The sequence below is a fragment of the Pseudomonas sp. S04 genome, from assembly GCF_009834545.1.
Classification (GTDB): Bacteria; Pseudomonadota; Gammaproteobacteria; order Pseudomonadales; family Pseudomonadaceae; genus Aquipseudomonas.
The window spans coordinates 5675147-5702119 of record NZ_CP019427.1; the positions used below are offsets into that span (position 1 = coordinate 5675147).

The 26973-nt window shown below is 62.3% G+C and carries 22 protein-coding genes; 12 read left to right on the top strand and 10 right to left on the bottom strand.

Features of this window, described 5'->3' with window-relative positions; translation table 11 throughout:
• Nucleotides 1-73: 73 nt before the first annotated feature.
• The 8 genes from betA to yccS all read left to right on the top strand — a co-directional run bounded on the left by betA (nucleotide 74) and on the right by yccS (nucleotide 12351).
• On the top strand, nucleotides 74-1777 hold the full coding sequence (gene betA / locus PspS04_RS25460) for a choline dehydrogenase (RefSeq protein WP_159998333.1): 1704 nt from the start codon (nucleotides 74-76) through the stop codon (nucleotides 1775-1777).
• 286 nt (nucleotides 1778-2063) lie between these two features.
• Nucleotides 2064-2759, top strand: a complete 696-nt coding sequence (locus PspS04_RS25465; protein ID WP_095147478.1) for an RraA family protein — start codon at nucleotides 2064-2066, stop codon at nucleotides 2757-2759.
• Nucleotides 2760-2846: 87 nt separating this feature from the next.
• A complete protein-coding gene (locus PspS04_RS25470; RefSeq protein WP_159998335.1) occupies nucleotides 2847-4289 on the top strand; it encodes a TldD/PmbA family protein in 1443 nt (480 codons plus the stop codon).
• Nucleotides 4289-5626, top strand: a complete 1338-nt coding sequence (locus PspS04_RS25475) for a TldD/PmbA family protein (protein WP_159998337.1) — start codon at nucleotides 4289-4291, stop codon at nucleotides 5624-5626. Before PspS04_RS25470 ends, PspS04_RS25475 begins: the two co-directional genes overlap by 1 nt.
• 98 nt (nucleotides 5627-5724) lie before the next feature.
• Nucleotides 5725-7152 (top strand): multidrug transporter subunit MdtD, encoded by a 1428-nt coding sequence (mdtD, locus tag PspS04_RS25480; RefSeq protein ID WP_095164406.1) that lies wholly within the window; start codon nucleotides 5725-5727, stop codon nucleotides 7150-7152.
• Nucleotides 7153-7257: 105 nt separating this feature from the next.
• Nucleotides 7258-8595 (top strand): ATP-dependent RNA helicase DbpA, encoded by a 1338-nt coding sequence (gene dbpA / locus PspS04_RS25485; RefSeq protein WP_237235031.1) that lies wholly within the window; start codon nucleotides 7258-7260, stop codon nucleotides 8593-8595.
• Between the two features lie 158 nt (nucleotides 8596-8753).
• On the top strand, nucleotides 8754-9932 hold the full coding sequence (locus tag PspS04_RS25490) for an NAD(P)/FAD-dependent oxidoreductase (RefSeq protein WP_095164409.1): 1179 nt from the start codon (nucleotides 8754-8756) through the stop codon (nucleotides 9930-9932).
• 235 nt (nucleotides 9933-10167) lie between these two features.
• The gene (yccS, locus tag PspS04_RS25495; protein WP_095164411.1) at nucleotides 10168-12351 is read left to right on the top strand and encodes a YccS family putative transporter; all 2184 of its coding nucleotides are present in this window, start codon (nucleotides 10168-10170) and stop codon (nucleotides 12349-12351) included.
• Between the two features lie 158 nt (nucleotides 12352-12509).
• On the opposite strand, the gene PspS04_RS25500 is transcribed toward yccS, so the two are convergent.
• Complete coding sequence (locus tag PspS04_RS25500) at nucleotides 12510-13247, bottom strand: substrate-binding periplasmic protein (RefSeq protein WP_159998339.1); 738 nt, start codon at nucleotides 13245-13247, stop codon at nucleotides 12510-12512.
• 264 nt (nucleotides 13248-13511) lie between these two features.
• On the opposite strand from PspS04_RS25500, the gene PspS04_RS25505 reads away from it, so the two are divergent.
• Nucleotides 13512-13964, top strand: coding sequence for a GNAT family N-acetyltransferase (locus tag PspS04_RS25505; RefSeq protein ID WP_159998341.1), 453 nt, complete (start codon nucleotides 13512-13514; stop codon nucleotides 13962-13964).
• Between the two features lie 64 nt (nucleotides 13965-14028).
• On the opposite strand, the gene PspS04_RS25510 is transcribed toward PspS04_RS25505, so the two are convergent.
• From PspS04_RS25510 to PspS04_RS25520, 3 genes are read right to left on the bottom strand one after another with little or no spacing between them, the layout of a single operon-like run.
• Complete coding sequence (locus PspS04_RS25510; protein WP_095164416.1) at nucleotides 14029-14325, bottom strand: winged helix-turn-helix domain-containing protein; 297 nt, start codon at nucleotides 14323-14325, stop codon at nucleotides 14029-14031.
• A gap of 23 nt (nucleotides 14326-14348) precedes the next feature.
• Nucleotides 14349-14840: a M48 metallopeptidase family protein gene (locus PspS04_RS25515; RefSeq protein WP_095164418.1), complete on the bottom strand. Its 492-nt coding sequence runs from the start codon at nucleotides 14838-14840 to the stop codon at nucleotides 14349-14351.
• 43 nt (nucleotides 14841-14883) lie between these two features.
• Nucleotides 14884-17007 carry a putative bifunctional diguanylate cyclase/phosphodiesterase gene (locus PspS04_RS25520; protein WP_159998343.1) on the bottom strand — a complete coding sequence of 708 codons (2124 nt, stop codon included), beginning with the start codon at nucleotides 17005-17007 and terminating at the stop codon, nucleotides 14884-14886.
• Between the two features lie 327 nt (nucleotides 17008-17334).
• Between PspS04_RS25520 and PspS04_RS25525 the strand changes: the two genes are divergently transcribed.
• A complete protein-coding gene (locus PspS04_RS25525) occupies nucleotides 17335-18003 on the top strand; it encodes a polysaccharide lyase family 7 protein (RefSeq protein WP_159998345.1) in 669 nt (222 codons plus the stop codon).
• Between the two features lie 166 nt (nucleotides 18004-18169).
• Nucleotides 18170-19399 carry an alanine racemase gene (gene alr, locus PspS04_RS25530; RefSeq protein ID WP_159998347.1) on the top strand — a complete coding sequence of 410 codons (1230 nt, stop codon included), beginning with the start codon at nucleotides 18170-18172 and terminating at the stop codon, nucleotides 19397-19399.
• A gap of 71 nt (nucleotides 19400-19470) precedes the next feature.
• On the opposite strand, the gene fba is transcribed toward alr, so the two are convergent.
• From fba to tkt, 6 genes are all read right to left on the bottom strand, one after another.
• Nucleotides 19471-20535: a class II fructose-bisphosphate aldolase gene (gene fba, locus PspS04_RS25535; RefSeq protein ID WP_027617054.1), complete on the bottom strand. Its 1065-nt coding sequence runs from the start codon at nucleotides 20533-20535 to the stop codon at nucleotides 19471-19473.
• Between the two features lie 116 nt (nucleotides 20536-20651).
• Nucleotides 20652-20984: an MliC family protein gene (locus PspS04_RS25540; protein WP_095164426.1), complete on the bottom strand. Its 333-nt coding sequence runs from the start codon at nucleotides 20982-20984 to the stop codon at nucleotides 20652-20654.
• A gap of 59 nt (nucleotides 20985-21043) precedes the next feature.
• Nucleotides 21044-21265 (bottom strand): hypothetical protein, encoded by a 222-nt coding sequence (locus PspS04_RS25545; RefSeq protein WP_095164428.1) that lies wholly within the window; start codon nucleotides 21263-21265, stop codon nucleotides 21044-21046.
• Nucleotides 21266-21298: 33 nt separating this feature from the next.
• Entirely contained in the window at nucleotides 21299-22462 is a 1164-nt protein-coding gene (locus PspS04_RS25550; RefSeq protein WP_095164430.1) for a phosphoglycerate kinase, read from the bottom strand.
• Nucleotides 22463-22487: 25 nt separating this feature from the next.
• Nucleotides 22488-23543 (bottom strand): erythrose-4-phosphate dehydrogenase, encoded by a 1056-nt coding sequence (epd, locus tag PspS04_RS25555; protein WP_159998349.1) that lies wholly within the window; start codon nucleotides 23541-23543, stop codon nucleotides 22488-22490.
• A 151-nt stretch (nucleotides 23544-23694) separates the two neighbouring features.
• Nucleotides 23695-25692, bottom strand: a complete 1998-nt coding sequence (tkt, locus tag PspS04_RS25560) for a transketolase (protein ID WP_159998351.1) — start codon at nucleotides 25690-25692, stop codon at nucleotides 23695-23697.
• Nucleotides 25693-25965: 273 nt separating this feature from the next.
• On the opposite strand from tkt, the gene PspS04_RS25565 reads away from it, so the two are divergent.
• The gene (locus PspS04_RS25565) at nucleotides 25966-26961 is read left to right on the top strand and encodes an ArsR/SmtB family transcription factor (RefSeq protein ID WP_159998353.1); all 996 of its coding nucleotides are present in this window, start codon (nucleotides 25966-25968) and stop codon (nucleotides 26959-26961) included.
• Nucleotides 26962-26973 lie beyond the last annotated feature (12 nt).

Genomic DNA, 26973 nt, shown 5'->3' on the forward strand with positions numbered 1-26973 from the left:
GCCAGCCTGCTGGCGATTGAGTGCAAAGCACTCACCCGGCCTGACCTGACCACTATCAAAGAGGGTGCATCCAATGTCCCAAGAATACGACTACATCATTGTGGGTGCCGGCTCGGCCGGTAACACCCTGGCGACCCGTCTGACCGAAGACGAAGGCGTCACCGTCCTGCTGCTGGAAGCCGGCGGCCCGGACTATCGTTTTGACTTCCGCACACAAATGCCCGCAGCCCTGGCGTTCCCGCTGCAAGGCCGACGCTACAACTGGGCCTACGAAACCGATCCAGAGCCACACATGGACGGTCGCCGGATGGAATGCGGTCGCGGCAAGGGCCTGGGTGGCTCGTCCCTGATCAACGGCATGTGCTACATCCGTGGCAACGCCATGGACTACGACGGCTGGGCCAAGATCCCTGGCCTGGAAGACTGGACCTACCTGGACTGCCTGCCGTATTTCCGCAAGGCGGAAACCCGCGACATCGGCGCGAACGACTACCACGGTGGCGAAGGCCCGGTCAGCGTGACCACGCCTAAAGCCGGCAACAACCCGCTGTTCCACGCGATGGTTGAAGCAGGCGTACAGGCCGGTTACCCCCGCACTGAAGACCTCAACGGCTATCAGCAAGAAGGTTTCGGTCCGATGGACCGTACCGTCACGCCTAAAGGCCGTCGCGCCAGCACCGCTCGCGGCTACCTGGACACCGCCAAGAAGCGTTCGACCCTGAACATCGTCACCCACGCCCTGACCGACAAGATTCTGTTTGAAGGCAAGCGTGCGGTCGGCGTGCGTTACCTGGTCGGCAGCGCCGAAGAGCGAGTTGAAGCCCGTGCCCGCAAGGAAGTGCTGGTGTGCAGCGGCGCGATTGCGTCCCCGCAACTGTTGCAACGTTCCGGCGTCGGCCCGGCCCAGCTCCTGGAAAGCCTGGACATCCCAGTAGTTCACGACCTGCCGGGCGTGGGCGAGAACCTGCAGGATCACCTTGAGCTGTACCTGCAATACGCCTGCACCCAGCCGGTGTCCCTGTACCCCTCGCTGCTCTGGTACAACCAACCGGCCATCGGTGCCGAGTGGCTGTTCAACGGCACCGGGATCGGCGCCAGCAACCAGTTCGAAGCCGGCGGTTTCATCCGCACCCGTCCTGACTTCGAGTGGCCGAACATCCAGTACCACTTCCTGCCGGTGGCGATTAACTACAACGGCAGCAACGGGGTAAAAGAGCACGGTTTCCAGGCACACATGGGCTCCATGCGCTCGCCAAGCCGCGGGCGGATCCAGGTCAAGTCCAAGGACCCACGCCAGCACCCGAGCATCCTGTTCAACTACATGGCCAGCGAGCAGGACTGGCAGGAATTCCGTGACGGCATCCGCCTGACCCGGGAAATCATGCAACAACCGGCCCTGGACGCGTTCCGTGGTCGCGAGCTGAGCCCGGGCATCGAGGTGCAAACCGACGAGCAACTGGACACCTTCATCCGCGAACACGCCGAAACCGCGTTCCACCCGTCCTGCTCGTGCAAGATGGGCACCGACGAGATGGCAGTGGTCGATGGTGAAGGTCGCGTCCACGGGATGCAGGGCCTGCGCGTAGTCGATGCCTCGATCATGCCGCTGATCACCACCGGTAACCTGAACGCACCAACGATCATGATCGCCGAGAAAATCGCCGACAAGATCCGCGGTCGCCAGCCGTTGCCACGCAGCCAGGCCAAGTACTACGTCGCGGGCGACGCCCCGGTACGTGGCAAGCCGCTGCGAGAAGTGAGCCGGACCGCGCAGTAATAGTTAGATCACCGCGCGTCTATCGCGGGCAAGCCGCAAGCGGGCGCCCGCTCCCACAAGGATCCAGGTGTGTCCACACATGTTGTGTCGACCCAAGAACCTGTGGGAGCGGGCGCCCGCTTGCGGCTTGCCCGCGATGGCCTGCTACCCAACGCTACTCATCCCCCGCCTACACCGCCCCACCCTTGCCCCCACCCCCCGCGCCGGCCTACTCTAGGCACCGCGCAAACGTTTCACCCCCCGCCCCACCGACAAGCCGCCACCTGGCTGGCCACGAGGCTTACTCATGTTTGATGTCGTGTCTTCGAGCAAATGGCCCACCGGCTATCTGATCAATCCCAACGTAGAACCCCTCGATCCAAAATGGCTGACCGAGTTCAGCAAGATCCCCGCCGCCGCAGTCAGTGACTGCCTGGGACGCAACGTCGGAGGCCTGGGGCTCAAGGCCTTCCATGGCAATGCACCGATGCTCGGCAGTGCCCTGACTGTGCGCGTACGCCCCGGCGACAACCTGATGATCCTCAAGGCCATGCAGATGGCCCGTCCCGGTGACGTACTGGTGATCGACGGCAGCGCCGACCTGACCCGCGCCGTGTTCGGCGGCATCATGCGCGCCATGGCGCTCAAGGCCGGTATCGTCGGCGTGGTGATCAACGGCGCCCTGCGCGACCTCGACGAATGGCAGACCGGCGAGCTGCCGGCCTATGCCATCGGTGGCGTGCACCGGGGCCCGAGCACCGACGGTGGTGGCGAGATCAACGTACCGATCTCCTGCGCCGGCATGCTGGTAGCACCTGGCGACCTGATGATCGGCGACGGTGACGGCGTCGTCGCCGCTGCCCGCGCCGAATTGCCGGAACTGTTGGTGCGTTGCCACGACCTGCTGGCCCGCGAACAGGCTACGCTTGCCGCTATCGAAGCCGGCACCCTGGACCCGGATCGTTTCGACGCCATCCTGCGCGCCAAGGGTTGCCCGGTCTGACGCCAAAAGCATCGCGAGCAAGCTCGCTCCCACAGGTTCGAGGTTGGATCACAAAACCTGTGATCCAACCCACAAGGAGGTTCGTGCATGTTCGATTTCCACCCCCAGCTCAAGCAGCGCTTCGCTGCCCTGCGCACCGGCGCTGAATTTTTTTCGCTGCGCTACGTGCGCGAGTCTGGCCAGTACCTGTCGGTACGCAAGAACGTCGCCGAGCCACCTCACCTGAGCCGCGACGAAGGCGCGATGCTGACCGCCCGGGTCAATGGCGTCGAGGCCTATGCCGCGACCAACGACCTGTCGCCCGCCGGCCTGCAGGCCGCCCTCGACCGCGCCGAACAACAGGCCCGCGCGCTCGCGGCCCACGCCCTGCTCGATCTGCGCCAGCACACCGTCTCCAGCGAACGTGGCGACTACCTGTCACCGGATCTGCAACAGCCCTTCCCGTCCCTCAGCGAGTGCTACCAACTGCTCGGCGCCGAATCCGCCGCCGTGCCCAAGGACGACCGTCTGGTGAACTGGCAGGTGAGCATCGGCATCAACCATGTCGAGCAGATTTACCTCAACAGTGCCGGCGCCGAACTGCGCCAGGCGCAACGCTTTGTCTACCCGGGCCTGGACGTCACCGCCTACGACGGCAATGACAGCCAGACCCGCAGCCTGGGCCGCGAGAACTTCGGCCAGCAAGGCAGCGCCGACGTCATCAGTCGTTGCGGGCTGATCGGCGCCGGCCCCCTGGTCGCCGACCAGGCCCTGCAACTGCTGCTCGCCCCCAACACCCCGCAAGGCCCGCGCGACCTGCTGCTGATGCCCGACCAGATGATGCTGCAGATTCACGAATCCATCGGCCACCCGCTGGAACTGGACCGCATCCTCGGTGACGAGCGCAATTACGCCGGCACCAGCTTCGTCAAGGCCAGCGACTTCGGCCACCTGCAATATGGTTCCCGGCTGCTCAACGTGACCTTCGACCCGGACATTCCCGAAGAGCTCGCCAGCTACGGCCATGACGACGACGGTACTGCCGCCAGCAAGCAGTTCCTGATCCGCGAGGGCCGGCTGGAGCGTCCGTTGGGCGGTGCGCTGTCGCAGTTTCGCGCCGGTCTCGACGGCGTCGCCAACAGCCGCGCCTGCGGCTGGAATCGGCCGCCGATCGACCGCATGGCCAACCTCAACATCGAACCGGGCGAGCAGTCCCTGGAACAACTGATTGACGGCATCGAACACGGCGTGCTGATGTCGACCAACCGCTCCTGGTCCATCGACGATGCGCGCAACAAGTTCCAGTTCGGCTGCGAGTGGGGCCAACTGATCGAGAACGGCGAACTCAAGGCCGTGGTGAAGAACCCCAACTACCGGGGCATCAGCGCGCAGTTCTGGAACAACCTCAGTGCCGTAGGCGACCGCAGTACGCTCAAGGTGCTGGGCACGCCGAACTGTGGCAAAGGCGAACCGAACCAGGTGATCCGCGTGGGTCATGCCTCGCCAGCCTGCGTATTCAGCAACATTGATGTGTTTGGGGGAGATGCCTGATGAGCAGCGCATTGAGTCAGGTCGAACAGTTCAAGGCCCTGGTGTCGTGGCTGCGCAGCGCCCTGCGCGAGTCGGAGCAATTCACCTTGAGCTATGCCGCCGAATCCTCGGCGTTCGTACGCTTCAACCACGCCAAGGTGCGCCAGGCCGGAGAGGTGCAACAGGCCAGCCTGGGCTTCAAGCTGATCGACGAGGGCCGGCATGCCGACCTCAACATCACCCTGGCCGGCGACCCGCAAGTCGACCAGTTGCGTCTGGCCGAGGGTCTGCAGCAATTGCGCGAGACCCTGCCCTTGCTGCCACCGGACCCGTACCTGCTGCTCAACCACAATGGCTGGCAGAGCAAGCAAGTGCAGGAGCATCCGCTGCCAGACACCGCCCAGGTGGTGGAACAGATCGCCCGCGCGGCCGAAGGCCTGGACCTGGTCGGTTTTTATGCCGCCGGCCCCATTAGCCGGGGTTTCGCCAGCTCGGCTGGGGCTTTCGGTTGGCACCAGGCCAACAGCTTCAACTTCGATTTCAGCCTATTCCACGCCAACGGCCAGGCGGTAAAGGCCAGCTACGCTGGGCACGACTGGAGCGATGCCGGTTTTGCCAAGCGCTTCGAACAGGCGCGCGAGCAACTGGAGTATCTGGGCCGCCCCCTGCATACCCTGGCACCCGGGCAATACCGGGCCTACCTGGCACCGGCCGCGCTCGACGAGATTCTCGGCATGCTCTGCTGGGGTGGGTTCTCGGCGCAGTCGATTGCCAGCAAAAGCAGTCCGTTGCAAAAACTCTACGGCGGCGACCAGCACTTCAGCCCGCTGCTGGATCTTGCGGAGAAAGTCAGCGGTTCCCTGAGCCCGGCATTTTCCGGCGAGGGCTACCCACGCAGCGACCTGGCATTGATTGTCGCCGGCGCGGCAGGTGAACAACTGGTGAGCTCGCGCAGCGCTGCCGAGTATGGCCTGACCGCCAACGGTGCCGGCGGCGGTGAGTCGCCCAGCGCCTTGAACATGGCCGCCGGCACCTTGCCCGAAGCCGAGATTCTCAAGCAACTGGGTACCGGCCTGTACATCAGCAACCTGTGGTACCTGAACTACTCGGACCAGCCGGCCGCGCGCCTGACGGGCATGACCCGTTTCGCCACCTTCTGGGTCGAGAACGGCGAGATCCAGGCACCGGTCAGCACCATGCGTTTCGACGACAGCGCCTACAGCCTGCTGGGCTCGCAACTGGAAGCGCTGACCCAGGAGCGCGAGCTGATTCTGTCGGCCAGCACCTACGACCAGCGCGCCACGGCATCGGCGTTGCTGCCAGGCGCGCTGGTCAGCCGCTTGACCCTGACCCTGTAAACACAATCCGTAGCAGCTGGCGAAGCCTGCGTTCGCCAGCCGCGACAGGGGTTCCATCGCTCTGCGGCTGATGTCATCAAATAATGCCTAGAGGTCCCATGCCCAATCGCCCTGACCTGGACGCCACCACCGCCCGCTGGATTCCCTGGGTGGTGGCGATTGCGTTTTTCATGCAGTCCCTCGACGGGACCATCCTCAACACCGCCCTGCCCGCCATGGCCCGCGACCTGGCCGAAGACCCATTGCGCATGCAGGGTGTGATCATTGCCTACATGCTCACCGTGGCATTGCTGATTCCCGCTTCGGGGTGGATAGCCGACCGCTTCGGCACCAAGAAGATCTTCTTCGGTGCGATCCTGCTGTTCAGCTTTGGCTCTCTGCTCTGCGCGCTATCGGAGACCCTGAGCATGCTGATCGGCGCCCGGGTGATCCAAGGCCTGGGCGGCGCCTTGATGCTGCCGGTCGGGCGCCTGGTGGTGCTGCGCGCCTACCCGCGTTCGGAGCTGGTGCGGATCATGGGGTTCATCACCATTCCCGGTCTGCTCGGCCCACTGATCGGGCCGACCATGGGCGGCTGGATGGTGCAGTACCTGACCTGGCACTGGATCTTCCTGATCAACCTGCCCGTGGGCCTGGTCGGTTGCTACGCCGTCTGGAAGTTCATCCCCGACCTGCGGGGCAGTGAGCGAACGCGTTTCGATGGCCTGGGCTTCGTGCTGTTCGGCGCGGCCATGGTGCTGATTACCATCGCCATGGAAGGCCTGGGCGAACTGCACCTGCCGCACCTGCGGGTGATGTTGCTGCTGTTTGGTGGCATGGCCTGCCTGGCGGCCTACTGGCTGCGGGCCGGACACATCGACAATCCGCTGTTCGCGCCGTCGCTGTTCAAGACCCGGACCTTTGCGGTGGGCATCCTGGGCAACCTGTTCGCCCGCCTGGGCAGCGGTGCATTGCCGTTCCTGGTGCCGTTGCTGCTGCAAGTGGCGTTGGGTTATTCGCCCTCCCAGGCCGGGATGAGCATGTTGCCGCTGGCCGCGGCCGCGATGCTTGCCAAGTCGGTGGCGCGACCGTTGATCGAGCGTTTTGGCTACCGCATCGTGCTCACCGGCAACACCCTGGCGCTGGGGATCATGCTGGCAAGCATGGGTTTGGTCAGCGAGCAGACGCCATATTGGCTGTTGCTGGTGCACCTGGGAGTTCTCGGGGCAATCAACTCCCTGCAGTTCACCGCGATGAACACCGTGACCCTGATCGACCTCGACGACGCCAGCGCCAGCAGCGGCAACAGCCTGCTGTCGGTGGTCGCGCAACTGTCCCTGAGCCTTGGGGTAGCCTGTGCCGGTGCGTTGCTTGGCGGCTTTACCGCAGAGGTCGGCAACGATGGCGTGGAGACCATTCTCGGGGCATTCCAGATGACCTTTGTCACCGTGGGCATCATGGCGATGCTGGCCGCGACGATCTTCTCCCAGCTGTCCAGAGAAGACGGACGGCGCGTCAAACGTCCGGAACAGCACATCGAACCTTAGGGCGAATGGCCACCGGGCTGGTACACTGCGCGACATTTTGTTTTGCAGGCCAGTCCCGTGACCACCATCGCCACCGCTTTTAATACTTTGCCGCTGTCCGCCGCCATGCTGGCTAACCTCGACTCTTTGGGTTATGCCGAGATGACGCCGATCCAGGCGCAAAGCTTGCCGGTGATCCTCAAGGGGATGGATCTGATCGCCCAGGCCAAGACCGGCAGCGGCAAGACCGCCGCCTTTGGTATCGGCCTGCTGAACCCGATCAATCCGCGCTTCTTCGGTTGCCAGGCGCTGGTCATCTGCCCGACCCGCGAACTGGCCGACCAGGTTGCCAAGGAAATCCGTCGCCTGGCCCGTGCCGAAGACAACATCAAGGTCCTGACCCTGTGTGGCGGCGTGTCATTCGGCCCGCAGATCGGCTCCCTGGAGCACGGCGCGCACATCATCGTCGGCACCCCGGGCCGCATCCAGCAACACCTGCGCAAGGGTTCGCTGGTCCTGCACGGCCTGAACACGCTGATCCTCGACGAAGCCGACCGCATGCTCGACATGGGTTTCTACGATTCCATCGAAGAAATCATTGCCCAGAGCCCGGAGCGCCGCCAGACCCTGCTGTTCTCCGCCACTTACCCGGTGGGCATCAAGCAACTGGCCGCCAAGTTCATGCGCAACCCTCAGCAAGTGAAGGCCGAGGCGTTCCACGACGACAGCCAGATCGAACAGCGCTTCTTCGAGATTTCCCCGGAAGAGCGCATGGACGCCGTGGTCAAGGTGCTTGCGCACTACCGTCCGCAGTCCACCGTGGCCTTCTGCTTCACCAAGCAGCAAGTGCAGGAAACCGTCGACCACCTGACCGCCAAGGGCATCTCTGCCGTCGGCCTGCACGGTGACCTGGAGCAACGTGACCGTGACCAGGTCCTGGCGATGTTCGCCAACCGCAGCACCTCGGTGCTGGTCGCCACCGATGTGGCTGCCCGCGGCCTGGACATCGATGCGCTGGACATGGTGATCAACGTCGAGCTGGCCCGGGATTCGGAAATCCACATCCACCGCGTCGGCCGTACCGGTCGTGCCGGTGAAAAAGGTATCGCGATCAGCCTGGTGGCGCCGTCCGAAGCGCACCGTGCCCAGGCCATCGAGCTGCTGCAGAAGTCGCCGCTGAGCTGGGATCAACTGAGCAACCTGCCCTCCCAGGGCGGTGGTCCGCTGCTGCCGGCCATGAGCACCCTGTGCATCGGTGCCGGGCGCAAGGACAAGGTTCGTCCGGGCGACATCCTCGGCGCACTGACCGGCGACGCCGGCGTGCCGGGTGCCCAGGTCGGCAAGATCGCCATCTTCGACTTCCAGGCCTACGTGGCCGTGGACCGCAGCATCGCCAAGCAGGCTGTGCAGCGCTTGAGCGAAGGCAAGATCAAGGGCCGCTCGTTGCGCGTTCGGATTTTGTAAGCGATCTTCATCCCAACGAAGATCCCTGTGGGAGCGGGCTTGCCCGCGATAGCGGACTGACAGACAACATCAATGTTGGATGTGCCAGCCCCATCGCGGGCAAGCCCGCTCCCACATTGGTTTGTCGGTGAATTAAAAATTTGTGTGAGGACACCGTTTTGCGCTCTACCGAAGTCGTGATCATTGGCGCTGGCGCCGCAGGGTTGATGTGTGCACTGACCGCCGCTGGGCGCGGGCGCAAGGTGTTGTTGCTGGACCACGCCAACAAGGCCGGCAAGAAAATCCTCATGTCGGGCGGTGGGCGCTGCAACTTCACCAACATGTACACCGAACCGAGCAATTTTCTCTCGCAGAATGCGCATTTCTGCAAATCCGCCCTGGCCCGCTACACCCAGTGGGATTTCATTGGCATGGTGGCCAAGCATGGCGTGCCGTACCACGAGAAGAAGCTCGGCCAACTGTTCTGCGATAACAAGTCCAGTGACATCCTCGAGATGCTGCTCAGCGAGTGCGACCAGGCCGGCGTCAGCCTGCACCTGGACACCTCGATCCAGACCATCGAGAAACTCGCCAGCGGCTACCTGCTGGACACCACCCTCGGCCAATTGACTTGCGAGTCCCTGGTGATCGCCACCGGCGGCCTGTCGATCCCGACCCTGGGTGCCACGGGCTTCGGTTATCAGGTCGCCCGCCAGTTCGGTCACGAACTGCTGCCGACCCGCGCCGGCCTGGTGCCGTTCACCATTACCGACCAGCTCAAGGAGCTATGCGGCGAGTTGTCCGGCACCTCGGTGGACTGCCTGGTGAGCTGCAACGAGCAGAGTTTCCGCGAGAACATCCTGTTCACCCACCGCGGCCTCAGCGGTCCGGCGATCCTGCAGATTTCTTCGTTCTGGCAGTCCGGCGACACGCTTGAAATCAACCTGATGCCTGACCACGACGTACCGGCCTGGCTGCAACAACAGCAAGCCGAACGGCCGAACAGCGAGCTGAAAACCTTGCTTGGCGAGATCTTCACCAAGAAGATGGCCAACCTGCTGGCTGACAACTGGTTCGTCTCCAAGCCGATGAAGCAGTACACCCACGCTGAAATTGCCGAGATCGCCGACAAGCTGGCGAGCTGGCAGCTGGTACCGGCCGGTACCGAAGGCTACCGCACTGCCGAGGTCACCCTGGGCGGTGTCGACACCCATGAAGTGTCCTCCAAGACCATGGAATCGCTGAAAAGCCCGGGGCTATATTTCATCGGCGAAGTGCTGGATGTCACCGGCCACCTGGGCGGCTTCAACTTCCAGTGGGCCTGGGCTTCGGGCTACGCAGCGGCGCAGTACGTCTGACACCCCACGGCCCTGTAGGAGCGGGTGCCCGCTTGCGGCTTGCTCGCGATAGCGGATTAACATTCAACAGTGATGTTGGCCGTTAGACCGCTATCGCGAGCAAGCTCGGCTCCTACAGGGGGGCGTGTTTACCAGGGAAGGAACAGATTTTGCTGTCAGATGTGATCGGCGCCATTGCGTCGGCGTCATTACTGGCTCAATTTAGCGTCATTGCCCCGGAAGGCCTTCGCACTTCATGCCATCGACTTCGTTTCGTCAGTCTCTGCGTCGCCTTTGGGCACTGGATAAATTCAGCTACAGCGTGCGGGTGTTCATCGCCCTGACCGGCAGCATGGCGCTGTGCTGGTACCAGGATGAGATGGGCCTGCTGATCCCGCTATTCCTGGGAATTATCGCCAGCGCCCTGGCCGAGACCGACGACAGCTGGCAAGGCCGGCTCAATGCGCTGGCGGTCACGCTGGTGTGTTTCAGTGTCGCGGCGTTCTCGGTCGAACTGTTATTCCCCTACCCCTATATCTTCGTGTGCGCGCTGGCGCTGGCCAGTTTCGGCCTGACCATGCTCGGCGCCCTGGGCGAGCGGTATGGGGCGATTGCCTCGGCAACCTTGATTCTCTCGGTCTACACCATGATTGGCGTTGACCAGCGCGGCGGCGCGGTCACCGATCTGTGGCACGAGCCGTTGCTGCTAGTGGCCGGGGCAGCCTGGTACGGCCTGCTCTCGGTGCTGTGGCAGGCACTGTTTTCCAACCAGCCAGTGCAACAGAGTCTGGCGCGGCTGTTCCGCGAGCTGGGGTTTTACCTCAAGCTCAAGTCAGCGCTGTTCGAACCGGTCCGGCAGATGGACGTCGAAGCCCGGCGCCTCGAACTGGCGCAGCAGAACGGCCGAGTGGTGGCCGCCCTGAACGCCGCCAAGGAAATCATCCTGCACCGGGTCGGCAATGGCCGGCCGGGGTCGAAGGTCAGCCGTTACCTGAAGCTGTACTTCCTCGCCCAGGACATCCACGAACGCGCCAGTTCCTCGCACTACCCCTACAACGCCCTGGCCGACGCCTTCTTCCACAGCGACGTGCTGTTTCGCTGCCAGCGCCTGCTGCGCCAGCAAGGCAAGGCCTGCCGAGCGCTGGCCGAGTCGATCCAGATGCGCCAGCCGTTCGTCTACGATGCCAGCTTCGCCCAGGCCCTCAGCGACCTCGATGCGTCCCTGGAGCACCTGCGCATCCAGAGCAATCCAGCCTGGCGCGGCCTGCTGCGCTCCTTGCGCGCCTTGGCCGCCAACCTTGGCACTCTCGACCGCCTGCTCAGCGATGCCAGCAACCCCGACAGCCTGGCCGATGCTACCGACAGCAGCCTGCTCGACCGCTCGCCGCGCAACCTCAAGGATGTCTGGGTCCGCCTGCGCACCCAGCTGACGCCCACCTCCCTGCTATTCCGGCATGCCCTGCGCCTGCCCCTGGCGTTGACCATCGGCTACGCCATGGTGCATTTGATCCACCCCTCGCAGGGCTACTGGATCATCCTCACCACGCTGTTTGTCTGCCAACCGAACTACGGCGCGACCCGACGCAAACTCGGGCAACGGATCATCGGCACCGCCATCGGCCTGACCGTGGCCTGGGCGCTGTTCGACCTGTTCCCCAATCCACTGGTGCAATCGTGTTTCGCGATTGCCGCCGGGGTGGTGTTCTTTATCAACCGCACCACCCGCTACACCCTGGCCACGGCGGCAATCACGGTGATGGTGCTGTTCTGCTTCAACCAGGTCGGTGACGGCTACGGGCTGTTCCTGCCGCGCCTGTTCGATACCTTGCTCGGCAGCCTGATCGCCGGCCTGGCGGTGTTCCTGTTCCTGCCGGACTGGCAAGGCCGTCGGCTGAACAAGGTGTTGGCCAACACCCTGACCTGCAACAGCATCTACTTGCGCCAAATCATGCAGCAGTATGCCGCCGGCAAACGCGACGACCTGGCCTACCGCCTGGCTCGCCGCAATGCGCACAACGCCGATGCCGCCCTGTCCACCACCCTGGCCAACATGCTCATGGAGCCTGGGCATTTTCGTAAGGAAGCGGACGTCGGCTTCCGCTTCCTGGTGCTGTCCCACACCTTGCTCAGCTACCTCTCGGGCCTGGGCGCGCACCGCGAGACCCAGCTCCCGGATGAAGTCCGCGAGCACCTGATCGAAGGTGCCGGCGTCAGCCTGGCGGCGAGCATCGACGAAATCGCCCAGGGCCTGGCAAGCAAACTGCCGATCGCCATTCACAGTGACACCGAAGAAGCCCTGGCCGCGGAGCTTGAGCAAATGCCGGACGAAATCGATGAAGGCCAGCGCCTGGTGCAGAGCCAACTGGCATTGATCTGCCGTCAACTCGGGCCGTTAAGGACGCTGGCGGCGCATTTGATCAAGGATACTCGCCAGGATTGATCGTCGGGGTGCCTGTGGAGGCCCCATCGCGGGCAAGCCCGCTCCCACAGTGGTTCTGGGGTGCTCGCGAATTTTGCACGCGCCACACTCGCTTGCGGCCTGCCAGCGATAACTGTGGGGGGCGGCCCCATCGCTAGCAGGCTAGCCCCCGCAGGGTTTCACATCCCATGCTGGCGGAGCAGCCGGTCGTAGCTGCCATCGGCCTTCATCTCGGCGATTTCCCGGTCGAACCCGGCGACTATCTTCGCGTGGTCCGGGTTCTTCAGGCTGACCAGAATGTGCAGGCTGTTTTCGCTCAAGGGCCTGGGCAAAAATTCCACCGAATTGCGTACCTTGGGTGATTCGCGCGCCAGGAAATAGCGGGCGACGTACTCGTCCTCCAGCGTCAGTTGCACCCGGTCAGCCGCCAGCATGCGCACGGCCATGGCGAAGTTGTGCACCGGGACCTTCTGCAGGGCCGCGTCGCCGTCGAACTCCGGGGAATAGGCATAACCGCGTACAACCGCAATCGGGTAGGTGTGCAACTGCTGCAGGTTGTTGTATTCGATGGGTGCATCCCTGCGCTTGAGAAAGCGGATGCGATTGAGCAGGTATTCGGCCGAATACTGCCCAAGCTCGGTGCGCTCCGCGTTGTACCAGGCATTCACCAGCACGTCGTAGCGCCCTTCGCCCAAACCCAGCAACGCCCTGGCCCAGGGCACCTGCTGAAAATCACTGGCATAACCGGCCCGCGCCAGCGCGGTGCTGACGATATCGGTGGCCAATCCGCCATTGACCAACGTCGCGTCAGTGAAGGGCGGCCAGGCATCGGCAACTAGCCGCAGCTTGTCCGCTGCAGCGCTCTGGCTCAGCAACAGCAGACCAATCAAGGCGAAGGCTCGAAGCAATCGCGGCATGCCCAGGGATCCTTAGAGGGCGCGAAGCCCAGCGTATTTGTAGCCGAACTCGATATCTCGTACACCGACTGACGGCGACCGCCCAGGCTATAACAATCGCCGAGCATGGCCTCGGCGATTCGCCTCAAAACAGATTACACAAAGATGACGAAGCCGCGCGAAATGAATGATGGCATTTTGGTCTTTGTCACAGAATTTCCTGCAGGCAAGACATCCAGAAGCCAGACGCTTAGTATCAGGACCAGACTTTCAAAGGACGCGAAGATGACAGTTGAATGGGTTTGCAAACACCACAGTGACCTGGGCAAAGAGCAGCTTTATGCCATTTTGCAGTTGCGTACACAGGTGTTCGTGGTCGAACAGAAGTGCGCCTACCAGGAAGTCGATGGCCAGGACCTGGACAGCGACACCTGCCACTTGATGGCCTGGGACGGTGATCAACTGGTGGCCTATCTACGCCTGCTCGACCCCACCTCGCAAGGCGGTGACGTGGTGCTCGGCCGGGTGGTGATTGCACCGCAGGCCCGGGGCCAGGGGCTGGGTCATGAGCTAATGGCGCAGGCGCTCAAGCAGGCCGAAAAATACTGGCCGCAGACTCCGATCTACCTGTCGGCCCAGGCCCATCTGCAGGGGTACTACGGGCGTTATGGGTTTGCCGTGGCCGGTGAGCAATACCTGGAAGACGGCATCGCGCATATCGGCATGCGGCGGCCCTGAAGGCCTTTGCGCAGGGTAGGTGCTGGTTGGCCAGCGAAGGCGCCAGCACTGCCAGTGCAAACACTCAGGGATAACCCAACACCGCCTTGATCTGGCGCAGATGCTGTTCGATCCAGCGCGGATCGATCGCCCCCCACTCGCGAATGCAGTAACGTCCGGCGTGGTTGCGCGCGCCCTCCTCCTGCTCGAACTCACAGACCACATCCAGGTCCGCCAGGGCGGCAATGGTGTCCTGGGCCGTGCGCCGGGGCATGCCGGTGACTTCGGTCAGTGCCGGGACACTGCTGGCCAGCCCGCTGTCGATCAGGTACGCCACGTACAGGCGGCGGTAGAAGCTGCTCTTGGTCTTGCTCACGTCCATCCAGACACTCCTGCTGGTGATGATTACTGCATGTCCCGCCACGTCAGATAAACCCGCAAATCGAATTCCAACTGGTGGTAACCGGGCAGCATGTGTTCGCACAACTTGTAGAACGCCTTGTTGTGGTCGGACTCTTTGAAATGCGCAAGCTCATGCACCACGATCATCTTGAGGAACTGCGGCGCGGCATCCTTGAACAAAGAGGCAATGCGGATTTCTTTCTTGGCCTTGAGCTTGCCGCCCTGCACCCGTGAGATTGCGGTATGCAGGCCAAGTGCACGATGGGTCAGGTCCAGGCGGTTGTCGAACAGCACTTTGTCGATCGCCGGTGCGTTGCGCAGGTATTCCTGCTTGAGCTCCAGCGCATAGGTGTACAGCGCCTTGTCACTCTGCACGGCGTGCTTGTCCGGGTAGCGTTGGCTCAGGTAGGCGCCCAGCCGATCCTGCTCGATCAGTTGATGCACCTGCTGTTGCAAGGCGGCGGGATACGCCTGGAGGTATTTGAGCGCGGTCATGGGACAACAACAAAAGTCACGAAAGACCGCCAGTGTAGCGAATTCAGGCGCTCGCCGCGCTCCAGTCGAACGGCTGCACAAAGTCCCTGACCTCGTCCGCCATCAATGGCCGCGCCACCAGGCAACCCTGGGCAAAGGGACAACCATTGGCCAGCAGCCACTGATACTGGGCAATCGATTCGACCCCTTCGGCGATCACCAGCACGCCGAATTGCCTGGCCAGCTCGATGATGTTTCGCACCAGCGCCGCATCCCGCGGCGAGTCCAGGACCCGGGCGATCAGATGCCGGTCCAGCTTCAAGGTATCGAGTTCGACATCACGCAGATGGGTCAGCGAACAAGGCCCCGAGCCAAAGTCGTCGAGCGCCACCCGCACCCCGAGGTTGCGCAGCAGGCGCAGTTGCTTGCGCGCTTCATCGGGGTTATGCAGCAAGGCCTCTTCGGTGATTTCCACCTCCAATTGACGGGGTAGCAACTGATGGCGCTCCAGCACCAGCCGCAACTCAGTGGCCAGGTTAGGCATGCAGAACTGGGTGTTGCTCAGGCTGACCGCCAGCACCATGTCTTGGCTGAACAGCTTGTCCCAGGCCTTTCGCTGCTGGGCACTGCTCTGGTAGATCCAACTGCCGAGGCGGCTGATCAGCTGCGCTTCTTCCAGCAGCGGCAAGAACAGCCCCGGCGAAACGTCGCCGACACTGGGATGCTGCCAGCGCAGCAAGGCCTCGAATCCGCGTATGCGTCCATCGGCCAACGAAACCTGAGGCTGGTAGACCAGGTTGAAATCCTTCTGTTCGATGGCCGAACGCACGCTCTCCTCGAGCATCAAGCGGGTCCGCGCGCGGCCATTCATGTCGTGGTCGTAGAAGCGGTACTGCTGGCGACCTGCGCGCTTGGCCTCATACATGGCGATATCGGCGGTACGCAGCAAGTCGTCGAGGCTGGCGCCGCAATCCGGATACGTGGCGATGCCGATGCTCGCGCCCAGCGCTACGTCCAGCCCGTCAATCTGCTGACAGATCGACACCCGCTCTATGAGTTTCTCCGCCATTTTCGCCGCTTGCTCGGCGAACTCGAGGTCAAGTAGCGCGGTGAACTCATCGCCGCCCATGCGCCCCAGGATATCGAAGGGGCGCAGGCAGGCCTTCAACTGTTCCGCGACCCAGCGCAGCACCCGATCGCCGGCGTCGTGCCCCAACGAATCATTGACCCGCTTGAAGCCATCCAGATCCAGGTACAGCAACACCCAGACACTGCCCGCGCGCTCACCGCGCAGCAGCAGGTTTTCCGTAGCCTGGTAGAACCCCCGGCGGTTGAGCAGGCCGGTCAGCGGATCGGTGACCGCCTGGAACTCCAGTTGCTGATGCAGGTGGCAGACCACCGACATGTCGAGCACGGTGACCACCATCGCCCGCTGCTCAGGCGGCAGCGGCGCACACGACAGCGCCACTGGCACTTGCTGCCCGGACGCGGTACGCAGCATCGCATCATGGGCGCGCCAGGTCTCGCCGCGACGGTAGTGGGCATGGATGTCCGAACCGGCCCACAGGGTGATCGGCGGCTTTTGCAGAAAGTCGATGAAACCTGTCCCCTGTAGCTCGTCGACCCTGGCACTGAGCAAGCGGCACATCGCCGGGTTGGCAAAGCGCACTCGCCCGTCCTCGCCCACCACCAGGATGCCTTCAGCGGCATTCTCCAGCACCGAGGCGTTAAAGGCCCGCGCCGCCTCCAGGTCCTGGCTCAACTGCTGCAGTGCCCGGCGGCTGCGCTGATGCTCAAGCAGGGCCTGGACCTTGGGCTTGAGTATCTGTGGGTCGAACGGTTTGAACAGGTAGTCCACCGCGCCATGGGCATAGCCCTTGATCACGGCGTCCGGGGATTGCTCGTTAGCAGTCAGGAAAATGATCGGGGTCAACTGGGTGCGTTGGCTGCCGCGCATCAGGCGGGCTACTTCGAAACCATCCATGCCCGGCATCTGCACATCCAGCAGTACCAGGTCGACCTCATGTTCGAGTAACAGGTTCAGGGCTTCCAGGCCCGAGGCAGCAGTCATCACCTGCCAATCCTGGCGCTGCAGCAACGCACGCATGCTGACCAGGTTTTCCGGGTAATCATCAACGATCAAAAGAACCGAGCGGCCGTCACCTGGCTTGGGTTGCGCGCATTCCATGCTGCTTCTCTTTCTGGGGAGGGGTGAAACGGCTTACCGAAAAAACCGGACAAACGTTGTGTGTTTCACTTTAGACCGGGATTTGCCCAATCAGTAGGTATCAACACGCCATCACCGCATCAAAGCAGGCGGCTCCCGACTAACGGACTGTCTTTGCAGGCCCCGCAGACCGCTACGTGTGGCACGTCGCCATTTAGCTGGCGCCAATTAACCGCCAGGCGGGCCTTAACAAAGCACCCTCCCGGGCTTATAAAGGCCGCCCCCAAGATGGGCGGGCCAGAGCTTCCCCCGCGCCATTTCAGCCAGTACTCGTGGAATTCTTTGACGATGATCGATCTCGCAACCTGGAACCTCAGCGTTCCCGTTGGCACTCCCCCGGCTACCATCGACACCCCGAAACTGGTCAGTGGTTTCAAGAACCAGTATTTCCATTCCAACACCGGCACCCTGTTTTTCTGGGCTCCGGTCACCGGAACCCGCACTGAAAACGCGATCTATCCACGCACCGAGCTGCGCGAAACCTTCAGTAACGGCACCCTGCGCAATTGGCTCTACCCGGACGCCGACAACTCGTTGCGGGCCACCCTGGCGGTTAACCAGGTGCCGAGCTCGGGCAAGCTGGTCATCGGCCAGATCCACGCGTACGACAGCCAGAAGCCGCTGGTAAAACTCGAGTACCAGTACAAAACCACAACCGCCACCGGCAACATCGTCGCCAAGGTACGGATGCGCCCGGATGATGCCGAAGGCCGGGTGATCACCATCGCCAGCGGGGTCAAGCTCGACCGCGACTTCTCCTACCTGATTCATTTGAGCCCGGGCGGCGCACTGGGGATCAGCGCCGCCGGCTCCCAGTGGGACAGCCAGATCAGCACCACCTGGCGCAACAAACCGCTGTATTTCAAGGCCGGGGTCTATGTGCAGGACAACAGTGGCAACAGCCAGGAAGGCGGCAAGGTGACCTTCAGCAAGCTGGACATCGATCACGACAAATAAACGCGTGTGGTACGGGCGAATCAGCAAGGTGACGGGAGACAGATGCAGCACCACGACGCTTTCAGACAGATCCGCGTCGAGGGGGTCGACATTTCTGTAGGACAATCTGAGTATTGCCCCGCGTAAATACCACACCCCCTACAAGAACGTCATGGAGACACACCCGATGCCCTTTACTCGCTCCCTTCTCGCACTCTCTCTGGGCATGGTTTTGTTGCACAACCCGGTCTTCGCCGCGCCACCTTTGTCGATGGTCGATGGGGTGGCCCAGGTCCACGCCCAGGACAGCAACGCCTGGGTCGAAATCAACAAGAGCGCGTTCGAAAACAACATTCGCGCCCTGCAGGCCACCCTCGCCGACAAATCAAAAATCTGCGCCGTACTCAAGGCGGACGCCTACGGCCACGGCATTGGTCTGCTCATGCCCTCGGTGATCGCCATGGGCGTGCCGTGCGTGGGCGTTGCCAGCAACGAAGAAATCCGTGTGGTGCGTGAAAGCGGCTTCAAGGGCCAGCTTATCCGCGTGCGCACGGCCGCCCTGAGCGAGCTGGAAGCGGCCCTGCCCTACAACGTCGAAGAGTTGGTGGGTAACCTCGACTTCGCCGTCAAAGCCAGCCTGATTGCCGAACAGCATGGCCGCCCGCTAGTGGTGCACATTGGCCTGAACTCCAGCGGCATGAGCCGCAATGGCGTGGAAATGACCACCGCCCAGGGTCGCCGTGACGCAGTCGCCATTACCAAGGTGCCGAACCTCGACGTGCGGGCGATCATGACCCACTTCGCGGTCGAAGACGCCGCCGACGTGCGTGCTGGCCTCAAAGCGTTCAACCAGCAAGCCAAATGGCTGATGAGCGTGGCCCAACTGGACCGCAGCAAGATCACCCTGCATGCGGCCAACTCCTTCGCCACCCTGGAAGTGCCCGAGTCACACCTGGACATGGTCCGTCCCGGCGGCGCGTTGTTCGGCGACACCGTGCCGTCCCATACCGAATACACCCGGGTGATGCAGTTCAAATCCCACGTCGCCTCGGTCAACAGCTACCCCAAGGGCAACACGGTCGGCTACGACCGCACCTTCACCCTGGCCCGTGACTCGAAGCTGGCCAACATCACCGTGGGCTACTCCGACGGCTACCGCCGTGCCTTCACCAACAAAGGCATCGTGCTGATCAACGGTCATCGTGTGCCGGTCGTCGGCAAAGTCTCGATGAATACCTTGATGGTCGACGTTACCGACGTACCGAGCGTCAAAGGCGGCGATGAGGTGGTGCTGTTCGGCAAGCAGGGCAACGCCGAGATTGCCCAGGCAGAAGTCGAAGACATCAACGGCGCGCTGCTGGCCGACCTGTATACGGTGTGGGGCAACTCCAACCCGAAACTGCTGGTCGACAAATAAGCCAACGCCGAGCACAAAAAAACCCGCCTTGCGGCGGGTTTTTTCAATGCAGGTGGTACAACGCTTAAGGCTTAGTTGACCTTGGCGTTCAGCTCACCTTTGAGGTAACGCTGGTACATCGCTTCCAGGGAGATCGGCTTGATCTTCGAAGCGTTGCCGGCAGTACCGAAGGCTTCGTAACGCGCGATGCACACGTCACGCATGGCGGTCACGGTGGCGCCGAAGAATTTACGCGGGTCGAACTCGCTCGGGTTGGTGGCCATCAGGCGACGCATCGCACCGGTGGATGCCAGGCGCAGGTCGGTGTCGATGTTGACCTTGCGCACGCCGTGCTTGATGCCTTCGACGATTTCTTCAACCGGTACGCCGTAGGTTTCTTTGATGTCGCCGCCGTACTGGTTGATGATCGCCAGCCACTCTTGCGGCACCGAGGAAGAACCATGCATCACCAGGTGGGTGTTAGGGATGCGCTTGTGGATTTCCTTGATGCGGTCGATCGCCAGCACGTCACCGGTAGGTGGCTTGGTGAACTTGTAGGCGCCGTGGCTGGTGCCGATGGCGATGGCCAGGGCATCGACCTGAGTGCGCTTGACGAAGTCAGCTGCTTCTTCCGGGTCGGTCAGCATCTGGCTGTGGTCCAGCACGCCTTCGGCGCCGATGCCGTCTTCTTCACCGGCCATGCCGGTTTCCAGCGAACCCAGGCAGCCCAGCTCGCCTTCTACCGATACGCCGCAGGCGTGGGCCAGGGCTACGGTCTGCTGGGTGACACGGACGTTGTAGTCGTAGTCGGTCGGGGTCTTGCCGTCTTCACCCAGGGAGCCGTCCATCATGACCGAGCTGAAGCCCAGTTGGATCGAGCGCTGGCAAACGTCAGGGCTGGTGCCGTGGTCCTGGTGCATGCACACCGGGATATGCGGGAACTCTTCGATCGCCGCCAGGATCAGGTGCCGCAGGAATGGCGCGCCAGCGTATTTACGGGCGCCGGCCGAAGCCTGGACGATCACCGGGGAGTCAGTCTTGTCAGCGGCTTCCATGATGGCGCGCATCTGCTCAAGGTTGTTGACGTTGAAAGCTGGAACGCCGTAGCCGAATTCGGCGGCGTGGTCCAGCATCTGGCGCATGCTGATAAGTGCCATTGTGTGTGTCTCTCCCGGTTTAGGGTCGTTAATCGTGCAAGCCTGCCGTAGCGGCGGCTGCTATTCAAGTTATTGCTGATCGGGGGTAAGGCCGACCTGCGTGTATTCGTTGTGTGTTACTTGGCCTTGCAGCCACGGCCGATCAAATCGTTGGTGGCAACCCAGTACACCAGGCCTTCCTCACCTTTGAGGTGAAAGGCCAGTTGGTCGTCGCTGTACAACGTGCCACTGCCGGCCGGCTCAAGCTTCAAGCGATGCACCTGATCATCCCCCAGCCGCACCTCCACGGTGTCCTGCGTGGCATCGGTGAAGCGCCAGTGCACCTGGGCCTGGCTGTCACAGACCCAGTCGGTCCACGTGCCGGACGCTGCCGGCGCTGATGCAAACGGGTTCAAACTGGCGCAACCGGCAAGTACTGCCAGGGACACCACGGCGATCAAGCCTTTCATCCATCTTCCTCGGCGGTCGGCACACGCCAACCGCACTGGGCGTTAGTGAATCAGACCGGTCAGGGACAACCCTGTTCCTTGGCCGGAGTGTGCGTCTCGTACTTATCCAGGCCCTCGGGCCCGGAACGCTTGTTGAGCACCGGGTTGGTTTCCGCCTGCCAGTCGGCCTGGTAACAGCCTTTGTCGGGCGCGCCGGTGTCCGGGTCCTTGGCGGCCTTGGGATTACTCCCACAGCCGGCCAGCACTGCCGCGGCGATCAACGTCGCTAACGTCTTGACCATGTGAACACTCCTTTGCCTGGTCAACGGGCGGCCTCAGGCCTTGGCCCGGCTTTCCAGGACTTCTACGGCCGGCAGCACCTTGCCTTCGACGAATTCGAGGAAAGCGCCGCCACCGGTAGAAATGTAGGAGATTTGCTCGGCAACGCCATATTTATCGATGGCCGCCAGGGTATCGCCGCCGCCCGCGATGGAGAACGCCGAGCTGTCTGCGATGGCCTGGGCCAGCACTTTGGTACCGTTGCCGAACTGATCGAATTCAAACACGCCCACTGGACCGTTCCACAGAATAGTCTTCGACGACTTCAGCAGCTCAGCGAAATGCGCTGCAGTCTGTGGGCCGATGTCCAGGATCATGTCGTCTTCGGCCACATCAGCGATCAGCTTGACGGTGGCCGTGGCGCTCTCGGCGAATTCCTTGGCAACCACCACGTCGACCGGCAATGGCACGCTGACTTTGCCGGCGATAGCGCGCGCGGTGTCCAGCAGGTCAGGCTCGTACAGGGACTTGCCGACCGGGTGCCCCGCCGCTGCGAGGAAGGTGTTGGCGATGCCGCCGCCGACGATCAACTGGTTGCAGATCTGGCTCAGGCTGTTGAGCACGTCCAGCTTGGTCGAGACCTTGGAGCCGGCCACGATGGCGGCCATTGGCTGGGCCGGGGCACCCAGGGCCTTGCCCAGTGCATCCAGCTCGGCAGCCAGCAGGGGACCCGCTGCGGCCACCTTGGCGAACTTGGCCACGCCGTGGGTCGAACCCTCGGCACGGTGCGCGGTGCCGAAGGCGTCCATCACGAACACGTCGCACAGGGCGGCGTACTGCTGGGCCAGTTCGTCGGCGTTCTTTTTCTCGCCCTTGTTGAAGCGCACGTTTTCAAACAGCACGATGTCGCCGGCCTTGACGTCGACGCCGCCCAGGTAGTCGGCCACCAGCGGCACGTCACGACCCAGCGCCTTGCTCAGGTACGCCGCAACCGGTGCCAGGCTGTTCTCGGCCGAGAATTCACCTTCGGTCGGACGACCCAGGTGCGAGCAGACCATCACGGCCGCGCCTTTTTCCAGGGCCAGCTTGATGGTCGGCAGCGAAGCCAGGATACGCGCATCGCTGGTGACTACACCGTCCTTGACTGGGACGTTGAGGTCTTCGCGGATCAATACGCGCTTACCTTGCAGATCGAGGTCGGACATCTTCAACACGGTCATGGGTCGCACTTCCTGTTAGCTCAGGTTAGAGAGCAGGTTTCTTGATAGCTGTTTGCAGATAGTGTTCTGCAACATCCAGCATTCGGTTGGCAAAACCCCATTCGTTGTCGAACCAGGCCAGGACGTTCACCAGCCGAGGGCCGGAGACGCGGGTCTGACTGGCATCGACAATCGCCGAATGTGGGTCATGGTTAAAATCACAACTGGCGTGAGGCAGTTCGGTGTACGCCAGCAACCCTTTGAGCGGGCCGCTGGTGGCGGCCTCGCGCAGGAGCCGGTTGACCTCGGTGGCGTCGGTGTCGGTCACTGTCTGCATGGTGATATCCAGGCAAGACACATTCACCGTCGGCACCCGTACCGCTTTGGCCTGAATTCGCCCGGCAAGTTCCGGCAACAGGCGTTCGATGCCACGCGCCAGACCAGTGGACACCGGGATCACCGACTGGAACGCCGAGCGGGTGCGGCGCAGGTCCTCGTGGTGATAGGCATCGATCACCGGCTGGTCGTTCATCGCCGAGTGGATGGTGGTGATCGACACGTAGTCCAGGCCAAATGCCTGGTCCAGCAGGCGCAGCAACGGCACACCACAGTTGGTGGTGCAGGACGCGTTGGACACCAGCAGCTCAGCGCCGGTCAGGCAGTCCTGGTTGACACCAAATACGATGGTGGCGTCGACATCGGCCTCGCTGGCCATCGGCTGGGAGAACAACACCCGTGGTGCGCCGGCGTCGAGGAACCGCTGGCCGTCGGCGCGGGTGTTGTAGGTACCGGAACATTCGAGCACCAGATCGACGCCCAGGGACGCCCAATCGATGCCTTCGGGAGTGGCACTGCGCAGGACCTTCACGCAGTCGCCATTAATATGCAGACAATCGCCATCGACCTTCACTTCGCCGGGAAACCGGCCGTGGGTGGAGTCGAAGCGTGTCAGGTATTCAATACTGGCCATGTCAGCCAGATCGTTGATCGCGACAATTTCAAACCCAGCCGCCGAGCCTCGCTCGAACAACGCCCGCAAGACGCAACGACCAATGCGGCCGTAGCCGTTGAGTGCAACTTTGTAAGGACGCGGTTGAGGCATGGGGTTCTCGATTACCGTGGTGAATCCGTTAATGCAGCGTCGCCTGACCGACCGCTATCGCGGGCAAGCCCGCTCCCACATGGACGGTGTATATCCCTGTGGGAGCGGGCTTGCCCGCGATGGCGTCGGCTCAGGCAACACCTTTTCTGGATCAGTCTTCCAGCAGCTCTTCAGCCTGGCCCAGGATGTTCTCCAGGGTAAAGCCGAACTCTTCGAACAAGGCTGGCGCAGGTGCCGACTCGCCGTAGGTGGTCATGCCGATGACGCGGCCTTCCAGGCCCACGTACTTGTACCAGTAGTCGGCGTGAGCCGCCTCGATGGCGATACGGGCGCTGACCTGCAACGGCAGGACCGATTGCTTGTAGCCGGCGTCCTGGGCTTCGAAGACGCTGGTGCACGGCATGGAAACCACACGCACTTTGCGACCCTGCTCGGTCAGTTTGTCGTACGCCTGAACGGTCAGGCCCACTTCGGAACCGGTGGAGATCAGGATCAGTTCCGGCTCGCCGACACAGTCCTTGAGCACATAGCCGCCACGGCTGATGTCGGCGATCTGCGCGTCGGTACGAACCTGGTGTTGCAGGTTCTGACGCGAGAAGACCAACGCCGAAGGACCGTCCTTGCGCTCAATTGCATGCTTCCAGGCCACGGCCGATTCGACCGCGTCGGATGGGCGCCAGGTGTCCAGGTTTGGCGTGGTCCGCAGGCTGGTCAGTTGCTCGACCGGCTGGTGGGTCGGACCGTCTTCGCCCAGGCCAATGGAGTCGTGGGTGTAGACATGGATCACACGCTTTTTCATCAGCGCCGCCATGCGTACCGCATTGCGGGCGTATTCCATGAACATCAGGAAGGTCGCGCCGTAAGGCACCAGGCCGCCGTGCAGGGCAACACCGTTCATGATGGCGCTCATGCCGAACTCGCGCACGCCGTAGTACATGTAGTTGCCGCTGGCGTCTTCAGCGCTGACGCCCTTGCAACCTTTCCACAGGGTTAGGTTGGAACCGGCCAGGTCAGCCGAACCGCCGAGCACTTCCGGCAACAGCGGGCCGAACGCGTTCAGGGCGTTCTGGCTGGCTTTACGGCTGGCGATGGTTTCGCCCTTGGCAGCGACTTCGGCGATGTAGGCCGAGGCTTTTTCCGAGAAGTCAGCCGGCAGCTCACCGCTCAGGCGACGGATCAGTTCGTTGGCTTCGCTCGGGAACGCGGCAGAATAGGCAGCAAACCGCTGATCCCACTCGGATTCGACGGCGCGGCCGCTTTCCTTGGCATCCCATTCGGCGTAGATGTCGGCCGGGATTTCGAACGGACCGTGGTTCCATTTCAGCGCCGCACGGGTCAGGGCGATTTCCGCGTCACCCAGTGGGGCGCCGTGGCAGTCTTCCTTGCCTTGCTTGTTCGGCGAACCGAAGCCGATGGTGGTCTTGCAGCAGATCAGGGTCGGCTGCTCGCTTTTGCGGGCAGTCTCGATCGCGGTCTTGATCTCTTCCGGGTCGTGACCGTCAACGTTGCGGATCACCTGCCAGTTGTAGGCTTCGAAACGCTTGGGCGTGTCGTCGGTGAACCAGCCTTCGACTTCGCCGTCGATGGAGATGCCGTTGTCATCGTAGAAGGCGATCAGCTTGCCCAGGCCCAGGGTACCGGCCAGGGAAGCGACTTCGTGGGAAATGCCTTCCATCATGCAGCCATCACCCAGGAACACATAGGTGTGGTGGTCGACAATGTTGTGCCCAGGACGGTTGAACTGCGCCGCCAGGACTTTTTCCGCCAGGGCGAAGCCCACAGCGTTGGCCAGGCCCTGACCCAGCGGGCCAGTGGTGGTTTCAACGCCCGGGGTGTAACCGAACTCCGGGTGGCCCGGGGTACGGCTGTGCAGTTGACGGAAGTTTTTCAGGTCATCGATCGACAGGTCGTAGCCAGTCAGATGCAGCAGCGAGTAGATCAACATCGAGCCATGACCGTTGGACAGCACGAAGCGGTCACGGTCGGCGAACGATGGATTGCTCGGGTTGTGCTTGAGGTAGTCACGCCAAAGTACTTCGGCGATATCCGCCATACCCATAGGGGCACCGGGATGGCCGCTGTTGGCTTTTTGCACGGCATCCATGCTGAGGGCACGAATGGCGTTGGCACGCTCACGACGGCTGGGCATCGCTGTTCTCCTGAGGTTTTTGAATCGAGAGTGAATAAAACGGCACGGAAAAAAGGCGAGCATTTTCCCTCAGCGGATAGCCCGGGGGCAATGACAGATAGTCGATCAGGCACATTATTCCTGTGGATAAATGCTCATTGCCTGGATGAAACCTTTCCGCATCTGGTTTGTAGAGTAAGGTTCGGCGGAAGAAGTGCCATCCATCGAGCAATATCAAAACTTTTTGATATTGAACTTGCGATGATTTCGAGGCGTGACTAGACTGCCGGCCTTATGAACCTACGCGCGCCTTCCATTCGCCCTGACGATTGTGATGAGCTGGCGGCCCTGTGCAAGGCCGGCGGCGATCCCTTGCGCCTGAATGTATTGCGCGCCCTGGCCAATGACTCGTTTGGCGTGCTGGAACTGGCGCAGATCTTTGCCACCGGCCAATCGGGCATGAGCCACCACCTCAAAGTGCTGGCCCAGGCCGACCTGGTGGCGACTCGCCGTGAAGGCAATGCGATTTTTTATCGACGCGCCCTGCCCCACACCGAATTGCCAGGCGGCAAGCTGCATGCGGCCCTGCTTGAAGAAGTCGACAACCTGACCCTGCCCAGTGACGTGCAATCACGCATCACACAGGTTCACGGGCAAAGGGCTGCCGCAAGCCAGGATTTTTTCTCACGGGTTGCGGAGAAGTTTCGCGCCCAACAAGACTTGATTGCCGGCCTGCCGCAGTACCGCGAAAGTGTGCTGGCGCTGCTCGACAAACTCAGCTTCAGTGACATGGCCACGGCGATTGAAGTCGGCCCCGGGGATGGCAGTTTTCTCCCGGAACTGGCCCGGCGCTTCAGTCAGGTCACGGCGCTCGACAACAGCCCGGCGATGCTCGAACTGGCGCGCCAGGTGTGTGAACGGGAAAGGTTGACTAACGTCAGCCTGCAACTGGCCGATGCCTTGAATGGCGTGAGCCTGGCAGCCGACTGTGTGGTACTGAACATGGTCCTGCACCATTTCGCCGCCCCGGCTGATGCGCTCAAGCACATGGCTGGCTTGCTACAACCAGGCGGCAGCCTGCTCGTGACAGATTTATGCAGTCACAACCAAAGTTGGGCCAGGGAGGCCTGCGGTGATCTTTGGTTGGGGTTTGAACAGGACGATCTGGCCCGTTGGGCCACCGCTGCGGGACTCGTTCCCGGGGAAAGTCTCTATGTAGGCTTACGTAATGGTTTCCAGATCCAGGTCCGCCATTTTCAGCGACCGGCTGGCGACACTCACCATCGGTAAATTTCAGGAAAA

Bases quoted from the DNA above. Each gene is read 5' to 3' on its own strand.
- betA (WP_159998333.1), top strand. From the start codon at position 74: ATGTCCCAAGAATACGACTACATCATTGTGGGTGCCGGCTCGGCCGGT.
- PspS04_RS25465 (WP_095147478.1), top strand. From the start codon at position 2,064: ATGTTTGATGTCGTGTCTTCGAGCAAATGGCCCACCGGCTATCTGATC.
- PspS04_RS25470 (WP_159998335.1), top strand. From the start codon at position 2,847: ATGTTCGATTTCCACCCCCAGCTCAAGCAGCGCTTCGCTGCCCTGCGC.
- PspS04_RS25475 (WP_159998337.1), top strand. From the start codon at position 4,289: ATGAGCAGCGCATTGAGTCAGGTCGAACAGTTCAAGGCCCTGGTGTCG.
- mdtD (WP_095164406.1), top strand. From the start codon at position 5,725: ATGCCCAATCGCCCTGACCTGGACGCCACCACCGCCCGCTGGATTCCC.
- dbpA (WP_237235031.1), top strand. From the start codon at position 7,258: ATGCTGGCTAACCTCGACTCTTTGGGTTATGCCGAGATGACGCCGATC.
- yccS (WP_095164411.1), top strand. From the start codon at position 10,168: ATGCCATCGACTTCGTTTCGTCAGTCTCTGCGTCGCCTTTGGGCACTG.
- PspS04_RS25500 (WP_159998339.1), bottom strand. From the start codon at position 13,247: ATGCCGCGATTGCTTCGAGCCTTCGCCTTGATTGGTCTGCTGTTGCTG.
- PspS04_RS25505 (WP_159998341.1), top strand. From the start codon at position 13,512: ATGACAGTTGAATGGGTTTGCAAACACCACAGTGACCTGGGCAAAGAG.
- PspS04_RS25510 (WP_095164416.1), bottom strand. From the start codon at position 14,325: ATGGACGTGAGCAAGACCAAGAGCAGCTTCTACCGCCGCCTGTACGTG.
- PspS04_RS25515 (WP_095164418.1), bottom strand. From the start codon at position 14,840: ATGACCGCGCTCAAATACCTCCAGGCGTATCCCGCCGCCTTGCAACAG.
- PspS04_RS25520 (WP_159998343.1), bottom strand. From the start codon at position 17,007: ATGGAATGCGCGCAACCCAAGCCAGGTGACGGCCGCTCGGTTCTTTTG.
- PspS04_RS25525 (WP_159998345.1), top strand. From the start codon at position 17,335: ATGATCGATCTCGCAACCTGGAACCTCAGCGTTCCCGTTGGCACTCCC.
- alr (WP_159998347.1), top strand. From the start codon at position 18,170: ATGCCCTTTACTCGCTCCCTTCTCGCACTCTCTCTGGGCATGGTTTTG.
- fba (WP_027617054.1), bottom strand. From the start codon at position 20,535: ATGGCACTTATCAGCATGCGCCAGATGCTGGACCACGCCGCCGAATTC.
- PspS04_RS25540 (WP_095164426.1), bottom strand. From the start codon at position 20,984: ATGAAAGGCTTGATCGCCGTGGTGTCCCTGGCAGTACTTGCCGGTTGC.
- PspS04_RS25545 (WP_095164428.1), bottom strand. From the start codon at position 21,265: ATGGTCAAGACGTTAGCGACGTTGATCGCCGCGGCAGTGCTGGCCGGC.
- PspS04_RS25550 (WP_095164430.1), bottom strand. From the start codon at position 22,462: ATGACCGTGTTGAAGATGTCCGACCTCGATCTGCAAGGTAAGCGCGTA.
- epd (WP_159998349.1), bottom strand. From the start codon at position 23,543: ATGCCTCAACCGCGTCCTTACAAAGTTGCACTCAACGGCTACGGCCGC.
- tkt (WP_159998351.1), bottom strand. From the start codon at position 25,692: ATGCCCAGCCGTCGTGAGCGTGCCAACGCCATTCGTGCCCTCAGCATG.
- PspS04_RS25565 (WP_159998353.1), top strand. From the start codon at position 25,966: ATGAACCTACGCGCGCCTTCCATTCGCCCTGACGATTGTGATGAGCTG.